Here is a 12,979-nt window from a genome sequence, read left to right as displayed (position 1 = left end):
GCGGCCGGACGCACCGGCCGCGGCGGCGCCGTCCGCCGCCCCGGGGTTCACCGTGGCGGCGACCGGGGACGTGCTGATCCACCCCGCGCTGACCGATCAGGCGGTCGCCGACGGCGGCGGGACCCGCGACTACCGGCCGCTGCTGGCCGGGATCCGGGACGACATCAGCGCCGCGGACCTGGCGGTGTGCCACCTGGAGACGCCGCTCGCCCCCGAGGAGGGCCCGTTCCAGGGCTACCCGGAGTTCAGCGCGCCGCCGGAGATCGCCGACGCGCTGGCCGACACCGGGTACGACGACTGCTCGACCGCGTCGAACCACACGATCGACACCGGCACCGACGGCGTGAACCGGACGCTGGACGAGCTCGACGAGGCCGGCATCCGGCACACCGGCTCCGCCCGGACCGAGCAGGAGGCCCGCACGCCGCTGGTGCTGGACGTGCGCGGCGTGAAGGTCGGGCACGTGTCGTACACGTTCGGGTTCAACGGCAAGAAACTGCCCGGCGGCAAGCAGTGGGTGTCCAACACCATCGACGCGGACGCGGTGCTGGCGGAAGCGCGGGCAACGCGGGCGGCCGGGGCGCAGGTGGTGATCGCCAGCCTGCACTGGGGCACGGAGTACCAGCACGAGCCGACCGCGTCGCAGCGGCAGATCGCGCAGCGGGTGCTGGCCGGCCCGGCGGTGGACCTGATCATCGGGCACCACGCGCACGTCGTGCAGCCGATGGAGAAGATCGGCGGCAAGTGGGTCGCCTACGGGCTGGGCAATTCGATCGCCAGGCACTCCGAGCCGCGCGGCACCACCGAGGAGGGGCTGATCGGCCGGTTCCACTTCACGCGGTCGGGCGACCGCTGGACGGTGGACCGCGCCGAGTACGTGCCGACGGTGATCGACCTCGGCCCGCCGATCCGGCTGCGCACCGCCGACGACCCCGCACTGGACCGGGCGCGCGCCGAGGAAGCCCTCGCGCGGACCGACGAGGTGGTCCTCAGCCGCGGCGCCGCCGCGCACGGCCTGACCCGCGGCTGACGAGCCCGGCGCGGCCGACCGGTCGCTGCGCGGACCGGGTGACGCTGGAGCCGGACGCGCGAGTCCTGCGCTCAGGCGGGTTCCGGCTCCGGGCTGGCCACCGGGAAGCGCTCTCCCTCGTCGCTGCGGACGGGGAGCACCGCGCCACCCTCGGAGAGGTACGCGTCGAGGTTCGGGGCGTACCCCGCGACCAGCGCCTGCCGCTCCACGGCGCTCGACGCCGCGTACTCGTGCGACGACGTGCCCAGCGGCCGCACGTGCCGGGGCATCAGCTTGTAGAACCCCGTGCGCGACTCGTGCGCCCGGCCGAGCGGGTCCAGCTCCGCGGCGGCGAACGCGCCCGGTTCGAAGGCCAGCCCGTGCGCCCGCGCCCGCTCGACCATCCACAGCAGACTGATGTCGGCCAGTGCGCGGTCCGGGTAGCCGCCGCCGACGTCGGAGTGCACCCCGGCGAACCAGACCTGCTCGACGCGCTGCCCGATCGTGTCCGCGCGCGGCTGCCACAGCGCGGGCCGGAACGGCGGGCGGTGCTCGTCGATCGCCAGCGCGTGGTAGGCCGCGTCGACGCTGGAGCTCAGCTCCGTGTCGTGGAACTGCCAGCGGCGGTTGACGAGGTTGACCAGCCGCAGCCCGGACAGCGGGATGCCGAGCGAGCCGACGGTGTCCCACACGCCGAGGAACCGGATCCGCGTTTCGCGCGAGTACGACCGGCGGAACAGCTCCGCCGCGGCCGAGCGCGGGTGCGTCTTCGACCCGCGGGCGCGGTAGAGCGCGTACGCCTCGCCGATCCGGTCCTCGTGCTCGGGCCGCAGGATGCCGCAGTTGCGCACCAGGCCGGCGAGGCTGCGCGCGGTGTAGGCGCCGCGGCTGAACCCGAACAGGAACAGCTCGTCCCCCGGCTCGAAGGTCCGGACCAGGAACCGGTAGGCCTCGCGCACGTTGCGGGACAGCCCGAACCCGAACGCCCCGCCCCACAGGCGCTCGCCGGGCCGCGTCCCGACGCCGGGGTGGTAGAACATCCGCTGCTCGCGCCCGGCCCCGTCGGCGGGCGCGACCGCCAGCGCCACCCGCGACACGTTGGTCGGCGCCGGCTGGTCCGGCGTGTTCCAGGTCCCGTCGCAGCAGATCACCAGCCGCTTGGTCATGCACAGCTCCCCTCGCCGCCCGGTTTGTCGCCGATCGAGTGCCGAGGGTTACTGTCCGCTCTGGCTACCAGGCGGTAGCATCGTCCGGCCGGGTCGCTGACCAGCAAGAACGCGAGTCGGCTTCAGGTTTTTGTTGCGGCGCGTCAAGGGGGCGGAAGTGCCGGACTACCGCAGTGCGCAGGCCCTGGCGGCCACACCGAGACGACTCGCGGTGGCGCTGGAGCCGCACACCCGTCCACTGGCCGAGGCGATCGTCCGCGAGGTGCGGCGGGAGGTGCCGGAGTACTCCGGGCCGCCGGAAGGCCGGTTCGGCCGCGCGCTGGCCGAGGGCATCGAGGTGGCGGTGCGGCACTGCTTCCAGTGCATCGGCAACCCGCACCCGGACCACAGCGAGTGGGTCCGCCAGTTCCGGCGGCGCGGGCGGCGCGAGTTCGACGAGGGCCGCACGCTCGACGCCCTGCAGGCCGCGGTGCGCATCGGCGGCCGGGTCGCCTGGCAGTACCTGACCCCGGTGCTGCGTGACCTCGGCGCGGGCCCGCAGACCCTCACCACCGCGGCCGAGGCGATCTTCGCGTTCGTCGACGAGCTGTCCGCGACGGCGCTCGAAGGGTTCCAGGAGGCGCGGCAGCCGTCCGGAGCCGAGGAGCGCCGTCGCCGCCTGGCCACGCTGGTCCTCGCCGAGCCGCAGCCGTGTCTGGAGGGCCCGGCCGAGGACGCGGGGTGGGTGGTGCCCGAACGGGTCGCCGTGATCGCCCTCGAACACGCCGAGGGCCTGCCGTCCGACGTGCTGGACGACGAGGTCCTCGTCGATCTGGACGGCGACCGCCCCTGCCTGATCACGCCCAGTCCGCAACGGACGGTCGAAATCCTGTCTGGCAACTGGGAAAAACCCGCGCGTGCCGCGGTGTCGCCCCCGGTTCCGCTCGTGCTGGCCCCGGCCGCGCACCGGCTGGCCCGGCCCGGGCTCGCCCTGCCCGGGGACGTCGTGTGGTGCGCCGAGCACCTCGACGCGATCTGGTTGCGCTCGCAGGACTTCCTGGCCGACCGGCTGCACGCGAAGTACCTCGCCCCGCTGGACTCGGTGAGCGGCAGGCAACGCGCGCGGCTGGGCGAAACCCTGCTGGCGTGGCTGGAAACCCGGGGCGGCGCGCCGGAGATCGCGCGCCGACTGCAGGTGCACCCGCAGACCGTGCGGGCGCGGCTGCACCAGTTGCGCGAGCTGTTCGGCGACCGGCTGGACGACGCGGACACGCGGTTCGGGCTGCACCTGGTGCTGCGCAGGCAACTCGGCGCCGAGGAGGGGACTTTGTGAGGCACGCGCGAACGGGACCTCCTCCGGGTGTCACCCGTCTCGACACTCGTCACCCGAACGGGTGGCGCAGGAATTCGGAGTGTGTCAACGGTTCTTGCCAACGCGACCCGGGTGATGCCATGTTGGCTCCGCGAGCGGGCCACGAGCACGGGGCCGGCCGCGAAGTTCTCCACCCACCGCAGTGCTGCGGTTTCCCGAGCAGGGGTTGACATGACGATCGACGCCGACGTCCGGCCCGGACGCACCGCACCGCCGCGGCCGCCGCACCCGCGCCGCCCGCCCGGTGAGGCTCCGGCGCACGGCCGCGCGAGCACGCTGTGGGCGTCGCTGCCGCGCGAGCTGGCCGCGGTGTTCCGCCCGCACGCGGACGCGCTCACGCGGGTCATCCTGGCCGAGATCCAGCGGGCGGTGCCGGAGTACGCCCGTCCGCTGGAGGGGCCGTTCGGCGAGGTCATCGTGCGCGGGGTGCGGGAGGCGGTCGGGCACTGCCTGGACAACATCGGCAACCCGGCGGTGTCCCAGGACAACTGGATCGGCGTGTTCCGGCACCTCGGCCGCATCGAGTACAGCGAGGGGCGTCCGCTGGACCAGATCCAGACCGCCTACCGCGTCGGCGGGCTGGCCGCGTGGCGCTACATCGCCAAGGTCGGCCAGGCGAAGGGGCTGCCGTCCGACCTCCTCTACACCGGCGCCGAAGCGGTGCTGGCCTATGTGGACGAGATCTCCGCGCTGTCCGTGCAGGGCTACCGCGCCGCGCAGGCCCGCGCGGCGGGCACCCGGGCCCGGCAGCGCAGGCAGCTGCTCGGCCTGGTCCTGTCCGAGCCCGCGCCCGCGCCGCAGGCCGTCGAGGGGCTGGCCGCGGCCGCCGGGTGGCACGTGCCGGACAAGGTGGTCGCGATGGCGCTGGAGCCGCGGCGCGACCAGCACCGGCTGCCGCCGCCCGCGCTGCCCGCCGAGGTGCTGGCGGATCTGGAGAGCCCGCAGCCGTGCCTGCTCGCGGCCGCGCCGCCGGAGGGCCTGGAGGCCGCGCTGCGCGGCTGGCGCGTCGCGATCGGGCCGCGGGTGCCGCTGGCGGAGGCGGCGGTGTCGCTGCGCTGGGCGCGCCGGACGATGGACCTGAGCGTGCGACGCATCCTCCCGCGGGAGCCGGTGCTGCACGCCGACGACCACCTGGCCACGCTGTGGCTGCTGGCGGACGAGTTCCTGATCGGACAGTTGCGGGACGCGTGCCTTGAGCCGTTGCAGGGGCTGACCGACAAGCAGCGCGCGCGGCTCGGGCAGACGCTGCTGGCGTGGCTGCAGTCCAGCGGGAGCGCGCCGGAGATGGCCGAGCGGCTGGGCGTGCACCCGCAGACGGTGCGCTACCGGATGCGGCGGATCGAGGAACTGTTCGGCGAGCGGCTGAACGACCCGGAACACCGGCTGCGGCTGGAAATCGCGCTGCGGGCGACGGAACTGCTGACGCCCGCGGCATGAACCGGGTGAACGACTACGACAGCTTCGCCGAGGCCTACGCGGCCGAAAACGAGAACAGCCTGCTGAACGCGTACTACGAGCGGCCGGCGATGCTGTCCCTCGCCGGGGACGTGACCGGCCGCCGGATCCTGGACGCGGGCTGCGGCGCTGGGCCCCTGACCGCCGCGCTGCGCGACCGCGGCGCGGAGGTCACCGGCATCGACGCCAGCGCCGGGATGCTGGCGCTGGCCAGGCGGCGCCTCGGTGAGGACGTGCCGCTCCGCCTCGCGGACCTGAACGACCCCCTGCCCTTCGCCGACGGCGCGTTCGACGACGTGGTCGCCTCCCTGGTGCTGCACTACCTGGAGGACTGGAAACCGGCGCTGTCCGAGCTGCGGCGGGTGCTCCGGCCCGGCGGCCGCCTGATCGCGTCGGTGGACCACCCGTTCGTCGCCTACACGATCCAGGAGCCCCGGCCCGACTACTTCGCGACCACCAGCTATTCCTTCGAGTGGACCTTCGGCGGTCAGACCGTGCCGATGCGGTTCTGGCGCCGCCCGCTGCACGCGATGACCGGCGCCTTCACCGACGCCGGGTTCCGCCTCACAGCGCTCGTCGAGCCGCAGCCCGACCCGGCCGCCCGCGACCTCTTCCCCGGCGACTTCGAATCACTGTCGACGAAGACCGCGTTCCTGTTCTTCGTCCTCGAGGCCGCGCCCTAGTGCGGGGTGAAGGTGCTTGACACCTTTCCCGCACATACGGGGGTCTTCGTGTCTCACCGTAATGCCCGGCTGACGAAGTGGCGGCGGTTGCTGGTCGACCACGCACCGCATCCTGGTTCGTTATCGAATGCCGAGGCTGGCGACCAGATCCGCCGCTACGAGCGGGACCAGCCGGGCGAGCTGGTGCACGTCGACGTGGCGCCGTCGACGATCACTCCCGGCCGGCCCAACCCGTCACCAACTCACACCAGCGCAGCTAGGTGTTTTGTTCGGTGGGGTTGGTTCCGCGGCTGCCGAGGGTGCTCCTCGATCAGGGTGCGGTGGAAGCGTCCGACCTCGCGTTGGCTTGGGTTCGCAGGGGCCTGTGGTGGCAGGCCGTGGCGACGCGGGATCTGCTGCACCGTGGCGACGGCTACCGGAAACCTCCCGGACAGCGCCTAGGAAACGGCCGGCGCGCTCGCCAGGTACGCCTCCCGGCAGGCGGCACGCGCCAATTTGCCCGCAACCGTCCGGGGCAGCGTTCCCGGCAGGCCCACGTGCACGTCGCGCACCCGCAGGCCGTATCCGTCCGCGACGGCCTGCTCGACGGCCGCCGCGCAGGTCAGTGGGCCGGGCGCCTCGGCGAGCACCACGACCTCGTCCTCGACGGCGAACACGACCGTCGAGCCGGGCAGCAGTTCGGGCACGACCCGTTCGATCGTCGCCTCCACCGCTTCCGCCTGGACCGCCCCGGCGGGCAACCGGTTCTCCAGCCGCCCCAGTACGGTCAGCTCGCCGCCGGACAGGAAGCCGACGTCCCCGGTCCGCAGCCACCAGCCCGGCTCCCCCGCGTCGGCCTCGTCGCGCAACAGCGCGCAGAACGTCTCCGCCGACGCCGCCGGCCGGCGCCAGTACCCGCGCGCCACCGTCGGCCCGGTCACCCAGATCTCCCCCACCGCGCCGGCAGGCAGCGACCGGCGCGTCACCGGGTCGACGATCGCGACGGTGCGGCCGGGCCGCCCGCTGGACACCGGACCGTCCCCGACGGACACCAAGCCGGTGGCCTCCAGCAGCCCGTACGCGGCCCGGTGCGCGTCGGGACGCAGGCCGGACCCGGGCAGCACCGCCCGGTGCCGCGCCGGTTCACCCACGTCCAGCACCGCCCGGACGCCGCTGAGGTCCAGCCCGTCCGGCACCGCGCAGCGCGCCAGGAACGAGTTCCCCGCCGCCGTCACCGCGCCCGGGTTCGCCGCGAGCGCGCGCAGCCAGATCTCCGGCCGCTCCCGCACGCGATCGGGCGCCAGGTGCACCGACGGGCACCCGGCGAACACCGGCGCGGCCACCGCGAACGGCAGCCCCATCTGGCACAGCGGCAGCCAGTTGACGACCACCGACGCCCGGTCGCCCAGGCGCAGCGCGCCGGCGGTGCGCGCGGCGCTGTCGACGAGCCCGGCGTGGGTGATCACCACCCCCACCGAGTCGGAGGTGTAGCACAGGCAGGCGACGTCCGCGGGATCCGGCTCGTCCAGGTCGGACAGATCGCCGGGCACCGTGTCGATCGCGACGATCCGCCACACCTCGACACCGGCGGCGTCCAAGAGGGCGCGGACGTCGAGCAGCTTCTCCCCCGTGGTCAGCACGATCTCCGGCGCCGCGTCGATGACCGTCGCGGCGAGCCAGGCGTCGTCGCGCCCCGGCGCGAAGGCGGGCACCGCGACCAGCCCGGCACGCAGGGTGGCGAGGAAGCCGACGACCCAGTCCACGCCCTCGTCGGCCAGGATCGCGGCGCGCACGCCGTCGAAGCTGAACCGCCGCAGCCACGCGGCCACCGACGTCACCCGCCGGTCCAGCTCGTCCCAGGTGAGCGAGCGGGTGCCGTCGGACACCGCGCGGGCGTCCGGATCCCGGCGCGCCCAGGTCGCCAGGAACTGCGGCAGGGACGCGAGTGTTTGGGTCACAACGGAACCGTAGTGATCTTGTGAATGGGGTGTCAAAACTTGTGAGCGGGGTGCCAGCGGAGCGAATCGATACTTGTCAGCCACGTGAGTGCCACCAGGAAATACGCAGCTCCGGAGGCCTTTCGGCAGAGATGCCAACTTCCCCGCGGAAACCCCTGCAATCGGTGACAAGTTTTCCGGACAACCTTGCCGGAGCAATTTCACGTCATTAGATTACTCATCAGTAATCCTTTTCTGCGATTATCAATGGAGATGTGCATGAATCGGAAGAGAATCGCCGGCGGAATCGTCTCCGGATCGGTACTGGCGGTTTCCGCCGCGGCCGGCCTGCTCGCCGGCGCGGGCACCAGCGCCGCCGACCCGGCCACGCTGACGCTGACCTACACCTGCCCGTTCCCGCTCATCGGCAACCAGCCGATCAGCGTCGTGATCAACGCCGACATCCCGGCCACCGCGACCGTCGGCCAGCCGACGCCCGAGTTCGGCATCGAGGCCGTCGCCACCGTGTCCTCGACCGCCACGGCCGGCCTGAACCTGGTCGGCGCCAAGACGGTGGAGGGCACCGCGCAGGCCTCCGCCACGGTCGCCGCCCCCGAGGCGACCCTGCCGGTCACCGTCCCGACCACGATCCCGCCGACCGCGATCCCCGCCTCCGGCGCCTTCGACGTCACCGCGACCGGCACCACGCCGTCGCTGACCTTCACCCAGCCCGGCGAGGCGACCGTGACGGTCGGCGACCTGCTGCTGACCCTGCACCCGAAGAAGGCCGACGGCTCCGACACCGGCCTCGGCACCTTCGACTCCCAGTGCACGCAGGACCCCGGGCAGGACAACGTGCTCGCCACCGTGCAGATCACCGAGGCCGCGCAGGCCGCCACCGAGCAGCGGATCCGCTGACGGAACTCCCGCGCGGCCCGGGCGCCGGGCCGCGCGGGGTGTGGCGGACCCGGTGATCGGGTAGCCCACCCGCGTGACACCGCGCAACGAAGAGCCACTGGATCTGGGCGCCACCGAGATGTCGCCCGCCGAGGAGGACCGCGTCCGCGCCGAGCACGACCTCGACCGGCCGCGGGTGTTCGACGAGCGCAACGCGGTGGACGACCGCGCGGAGACGCGCTCGACCCTGCTGCCCGAAGAGGAACACGCCGGCAGCGCCGACCCGGAGGCGCAGGCACGGGAAGTCCTGCGCGACTCCGACCTGCGCACCGAGGTTCCCGAGTCGGCCCCGGACACCATGATCGAGCGGCGCCGCCCGGAAGAGACCGCCTGAGCGCCCCTTCGGGACAGTGCCCGCCCCGGCATCCGCGGCTCTGCTTCAATCCGGGAATGGATCTCGGGCTGGGCGGGAAGAAGGCCATCGTCACCGGCGGCAGCCGGGGCATCGGGTTCGCGGTCGCGCAGGCGCTGACCGCCGAGGGCGCCGACGTGGCGATCGTCGCCCGCGACGCGGCGGCACTCGCGGAAGCACGCGCCCGGATCGGCGGGAACACGCTGTCCGTGCCCGCGGACGCCACCGACGACGAGGTCGTGCGCGCCGCGGTCGCGCGCACCGTCGAGGAGTTCGGCGGGGTGGACATCCTGGTCAACTCCGCGGCACAACCCGCCGACCCCACGAAACCCACCGCGCTCGCCGCTCTCGAGGACGACGACCTGCGGGCCGAGATCGAGACGAAGGTGCTCGGCTACCTCCGGTTCGCGCGCGCCGTCGCACCGCACATGGCCGAGCGCGGCTGGGGCCGGATCGTGAACGTCTCCGGCCTCAACGCGCGCCGCACCGGCAGCCCGTTCGGCTCGATCCGCAACGTGAGCGTGGCCGCCCTGACCAAGAACCTCGCCGACGAACTCGGCCCGCACGGGATCAACGTGACGGTCGTGCACCCCGGGCTGACCGTCACGGTACGAACCCCGGCGATGATCGAGGACGTCGCGCGCGCCCGTGGCGTGACCGCCGCGGAGGCCGAGGCACTGCTCGGCCGCGGCAGCGCGATCGGGCGGATGGTCACCGCGGCCGAGGTGGCCGACGTCGTCACGTTCCTCGCCTCCCCGCGCAGCGCGGCGATCACCGGCGACGCCATCCCGGCCGGCGGCGGCATGCCGGGCCCGATCTACTACTGAGACGCCCGGCCCAGCACCGCCCACCCGTGCGGCGGCAGCGTGGGCAGCGGCGCTTTCCCGTCCGGTGAGGACGAATCCAGCACCCGCAGCCCGTCGATGTCCACCGGGAACCGGTACGCGTCGTCGCTGGTGTTCAGCAGCGTCAGGATCTCCTCGTCGCCGGAGCGGGAGCGGAACGCCATCGCCCGGTTGGTCAGGTGCTCGACCTCCGTCCGCGCCCGCACCAGCCACGCGTTCCGCCGCCGCAGCCCGATCAGCCGCTGGTGCAGGCGGTACACCGGCCAGCCGTAGGGCGCGAGCTGCCCCGCGTCGGCCGGGAACTCCGGGCGGATCTCGTCGTCACCGCCCTCCCGTTCCTCCTTGACGCCGCGGAAGGCCTGCTCGTCGCCGTAGTAGACGCTGGGCACGCCGCCGACCGTGAACAGCACCGCGAGCGCGTGCGCCAGGTGCCGCTCGTCGGTCAGGCGGCTCGCCAGCCGCGTGACGTCGTGGTTGCCGACGAAGGTCTGCGGCACGAACGACCCCATCAGCTCGTCGTGCCGCTTCAGCGCCCAGGACAGCTCGAAGAAGTTCCCGTCGTGCAGCGAGCTCCAGATCGCCTTCCACAGCTCGTACTGCGTCACCGTGTCCAGCCCGCCGCGCGCCACGTAGGAGGCGTAGTCGCCGTGCAGCACCTCGCCGGCGAACCACGCGTCCGGGTGCCGCCGCCGCACCCCGGGCAGCACCCGCGCCCAGAACTCCGGCCGCACCGCGTACGCCGCGTCCAGCCGCCAGCCGGACACGCCGCGGCCGAGCCAGTGGTCCAGCACCCGCGCCACGTAGTCCGCGACCGCAGGCTGGGCGTGGTCCAGCGCCACCAGGTGCGCGTGCCCCTCGAACACCGCGTGGTCCGCGCCCTCGCGGCGGAACCACTCCGGATGCCCGAAAGCGCGCGAAACGTGGTTGAAAACACCGTCCAGCACGATCCGCAGTCCGCGGCCGTGCGCGGCGGCGACCAGGCGGTCGAAATCGGCGTCGTCACCCAGCCGCGGGTCGATCCGGAAGTGGTCGACCGTGTCGTAGCCGTGGGTCTCGGACGCGAACACCGGCCCCAGCATCAGACCGGAACAGCCCAGTTCAACGGCGTAGTCGAGCCAGTTCTCCAGCCGCCGGAGCCGGTGCTGCGGCTCGCTGCCTGCCGGGAGCGCCCCGGCGGGCGCGCCGGTGAAGCCGAGCGGGTAGACGTGCCACCAGATCGCGTGATCGGCCCAGCGCCCCATGCGTTCTCCTCGTCTCGTCGTGTGGCGGCCCCCGGCCGGGACCGGGATCCTGAACGGGTGGAAACCGACCTGACCGCCCTCGCGCACGCTTACGGAGTGGCCACCCGGTACGAGAACGCCGAGCAACGCGAGGTCGAGGTCGAGCCGGACGTCGTCGTCGCCGTTCTCGCCCAGTTCGGGGTGGACGCCTCCGGGCCGGACGCGATCCGCCGCGAGCTGGCCGCGGTCCGCGAACGCCGGGCGGCCACGGTGCTGCCCCCGACGCTCGTGCTGCGAGAAGGTACCGAACACGACGCGGGCGGGCCCGCTGTCCTGCATTTGGAGGACGGCACCCGCCGGGAGATCGGCCGGATGCTTCCCGCCGATCTGCCGCTGGGCTGGCACCGCATCGAGACCGCCGAGCAGGACGTGGTGCTCGCCGTCGTGCCGCACCGCCTGCCCGAGGTGCCCCCGGCCTGGGGCTGGATGCTGCAGCTCTACGCGCTGCGCTCGGAGCGGTCGTGGGGCGCCGGGGACTTCGGCGACCTGGCGGAGTTCGCCCGCCGCTCGGCCGCCGAACTGGGCGCCGGCGTGCTGCTGGTCAACCCGGTGCAGGCGATCAGCCCGGTTCACCCGGTCGAGCGCTCGCCGTACTCGCCGGCGAGCCGCCGCTACGCCAACCCGCTCTACCTCCGGATCACCGACACGCCCGAGTTCGCGCGCGCGGACGATGACCTGCGTGCCCGGGTGCTGGCCCTGCGGCCGGACAACACGGACCTGATCGACTACGACGCGGTCTGGAGCGCCAAGCTGGCCGCGCTGGAACTGCTGTGGCCGCTGCACGAGCCGGCGCCGCTGGAGGACGCCGTGCACGACTTCGCGACCTTCTGCGCGCTGGCCGAACGGCACGGCCCGGACTGGCGCGAGTGGCCGGAGCCGCTGCGCGACCCGCACGGCCCGGAGGTCGCCGCCGCCCGCGCGGAGCTGGCCGACCGGATCGCCTTCCACGGCTGGCTGCAGCAGCTGTGCGAGGACCAGCTCGGCCGCGCCCGCGAGGCGGCCGCCGCGATGCCGGTGGGCATCGTGCACGACCTGCCGGTCGGCGTGCACCCCGGCGGCGCGGACACCTGGGCGCTGGGCGACGCGTTCGCCGCGCGGGTGACCGTGGGCGCGCCGCCGGACGCCTTTAGCCAGCAGGGCCAGGACTGGAACCTGCCGCCGTTCCGCCCGGACCGGCTCGCCGAACTCGGTTACGCGCCGTTCCGCGACGTGATCCGCGGCGTCCTGCGGCACGCCGACGGCATCCGGATCGACCACGTCGCCGGGTTGTGGCGGCTGTGGTGGATCCCGCCGGGCGAGCCGCCGTCGCGCGGCACCTACGTGCACTACGACGCCGAGGCGATGCTCGGCATCCTGGCGCTGGAGGCGCACCGCGCGGGCGCGGTCGTCGTGGGCGAGGACCTGGGCACGGTCGAGGCCGCGGTGACCAAGACCCTGCACGAGCGCGGGGTGCTCAGCTCCGCGGTGCTGTGGTTCCAGCGCGACTACGACTCGCCCGGCCACCCGTTCGTCCCGCCCGCGGAGTGGGACGCCGACGCGATGGCGAGCATCACCACGCACGACCTGCCGACCGTCGCCGGCTGGCTCGCCGGCGAGCACGTGCGGGTGCGGGCCGAACTGGGACTGCTCGACGGGCCGCCGGAGGAGGAACGAGCCGCCGCGGAGACCGAGCGCGCCGACCTGCTCGCCTTCGCGCGGGCGCAGGGCATCCCGGACGACGACCCGGTGGCGGCGTTGCACACCCTGCTCGCGTCCGCGGCGTCGCGGCTGCTGCTGACCGCGCCCGCGGACGTGGTCGGCGAGGTGCGGCAGCCCAACCTGCCCGGCACGACGGACGAGTACCCGAACTGGCGGATTCCCTTGCCCGTCACCGCGGAGGAGTTCTTCACGGACGCACGACTGCGCCACTTCGTGAAGGAATTGCGCGCCGCGCGCCCGTTCACCGGGCGAAGTGCTTGAAGACCG

General features: G+C 73.7%; 11 protein-coding genes. 8 read left to right on the top strand and 3 right to left on the bottom strand.

Annotation, left to right across the window (positions count from 1 at the left end; translation table 11 throughout):
• On the top strand, positions 1-1,030 hold a 1,030-nt coding region (locus ABZ193_RS34765; protein ID WP_354712859.1), incomplete at its 5' end, for a CapA family protein.
• Positions 1,031-1,101: 71 nt separating this feature from the next.
• Here ABZ193_RS34765 and ABZ193_RS34760 read toward each other — a convergent pair.
• Positions 1,102-2,175 (bottom strand): DUF2235 domain-containing protein, encoded by a 1,074-nt coding sequence (locus ABZ193_RS34760; protein WP_354712858.1) that lies wholly within the window; start codon positions 2,173-2,175, stop codon positions 1,102-1,104.
• Between the two features lie 157 nt (positions 2,176-2,332).
• On the opposite strand from ABZ193_RS34760, the gene ABZ193_RS34755 reads away from it, so the two are divergent.
• The 3 genes from ABZ193_RS34755 (at position 2,333) to ABZ193_RS34745 (ending at position 5,664) form a co-directional block, all read left to right on the top strand.
• Positions 2,333-3,487 carry a helix-turn-helix domain-containing protein gene (locus ABZ193_RS34755; protein ID WP_354712857.1) on the top strand — a complete coding sequence of 385 codons (1,155 nt, stop codon included), beginning with the start codon at positions 2,333-2,335 and terminating at the stop codon, positions 3,485-3,487.
• Positions 3,488-3,697: 210 nt separating this feature from the next.
• A complete protein-coding gene (locus ABZ193_RS34750) occupies positions 3,698-4,963 on the top strand; it encodes a helix-turn-helix domain-containing protein (protein ID WP_237337855.1) in 1,266 nt (421 codons plus the stop codon).
• The gene (locus tag ABZ193_RS34745; RefSeq protein ID WP_237337856.1) at positions 4,960-5,664 is read left to right on the top strand and encodes a class I SAM-dependent methyltransferase; all 705 of its coding nucleotides are present in this window, start codon (positions 4,960-4,962) and stop codon (positions 5,662-5,664) included. The genes ABZ193_RS34750 and ABZ193_RS34745 overlap by 4 nt, the downstream gene beginning before the upstream one ends.
• 437 nt (positions 5,665-6,101) lie before the next feature.
• On the opposite strand, the gene ABZ193_RS34740 is transcribed toward ABZ193_RS34745, so the two are convergent.
• Complete coding sequence (locus ABZ193_RS34740; protein WP_354712856.1) at positions 6,102-7,601, bottom strand: AMP-binding protein; 1,500 nt, start codon at positions 7,599-7,601, stop codon at positions 6,102-6,104.
• A 258-nt stretch (positions 7,602-7,859) separates the two neighbouring features.
• On the opposite strand from ABZ193_RS34740, the gene ABZ193_RS34735 reads away from it, so the two are divergent.
• The 3 genes from ABZ193_RS34735 to ABZ193_RS34725 all read left to right on the top strand — a co-directional run bounded on the left by ABZ193_RS34735 (position 7,860) and on the right by ABZ193_RS34725 (position 9,716).
• On the top strand, positions 7,860-8,498 hold the full coding sequence (locus tag ABZ193_RS34735; RefSeq protein WP_354712855.1) for a DUF6801 domain-containing protein: 639 nt from the start codon (positions 7,860-7,862) through the stop codon (positions 8,496-8,498).
• Positions 8,499-8,571: 73 nt separating this feature from the next.
• Positions 8,572-8,871, top strand: coding sequence for a hypothetical protein (locus ABZ193_RS34730; protein WP_237337859.1), 300 nt, complete (start codon positions 8,572-8,574; stop codon positions 8,869-8,871).
• 56 nt (positions 8,872-8,927) lie between these two features.
• On the top strand, positions 8,928-9,716 hold the full coding sequence (locus tag ABZ193_RS34725) for an SDR family oxidoreductase (protein WP_354712854.1): 789 nt from the start codon (positions 8,928-8,930) through the stop codon (positions 9,714-9,716).
• Here ABZ193_RS34725 and ABZ193_RS34720 read toward each other — a convergent pair.
• On the bottom strand, positions 9,710-10,975 hold the full coding sequence (locus ABZ193_RS34720) for an alpha-amylase family protein (protein WP_020420578.1): 1,266 nt from the start codon (positions 10,973-10,975) through the stop codon (positions 9,710-9,712). The two genes, ABZ193_RS34725 and ABZ193_RS34720, sit on opposite strands and share 7 nt — an antisense overlap.
• 57 nt (positions 10,976-11,032) lie before the next feature.
• On the opposite strand from ABZ193_RS34720, the gene malQ reads away from it, so the two are divergent.
• Positions 11,033-12,973 (top strand): 4-alpha-glucanotransferase, encoded by a 1,941-nt coding sequence (malQ, locus tag ABZ193_RS34715; RefSeq protein ID WP_354712853.1) that lies wholly within the window; start codon positions 11,033-11,035, stop codon positions 12,971-12,973.
• Positions 12,974-12,979: the final 6 nt, after the last annotated feature.

Source organism: Amycolatopsis sp. NPDC006125, assembly GCF_040614195.1.
Taxonomy (GTDB): Bacteria; Actinomycetota; Actinomycetes; order Mycobacteriales; family Pseudonocardiaceae; genus Amycolatopsis_E; species Amycolatopsis_E tucumanensis.
Note: the sequence above shows the minus strand (reverse complement) of the source record. Positions and strands in the feature narration are given on the sequence as shown.

Coding starts and splice junctions, on each gene's coding strand:
- ABZ193_RS34745 (WP_237337856.1), top strand. CDS start 4,960: ATGAACCGGGTGAACGACTACGACAGCTTCGCCGAGGCCTACGCGGCC.
- ABZ193_RS34735 (WP_354712855.1), top strand. CDS start 7,860: ATGAATCGGAAGAGAATCGCCGGCGGAATCGTCTCCGGATCGGTACTG.
- ABZ193_RS34760 (WP_354712858.1), bottom strand. CDS start 2,175: ATGACCAAGCGGCTGGTGATCTGCTGCGACGGGACCTGGAACACGCCG.
- ABZ193_RS34725 (WP_354712854.1), top strand. CDS start 8,928: ATGGATCTCGGGCTGGGCGGGAAGAAGGCCATCGTCACCGGCGGCAGC.
- ABZ193_RS34720 (WP_020420578.1), bottom strand. CDS start 10,975: ATGGGGCGCTGGGCCGATCACGCGATCTGGTGGCACGTCTACCCGCTC.
- ABZ193_RS34750 (WP_237337855.1), top strand. CDS start 3,698: ATGACGATCGACGCCGACGTCCGGCCCGGACGCACCGCACCGCCGCGG.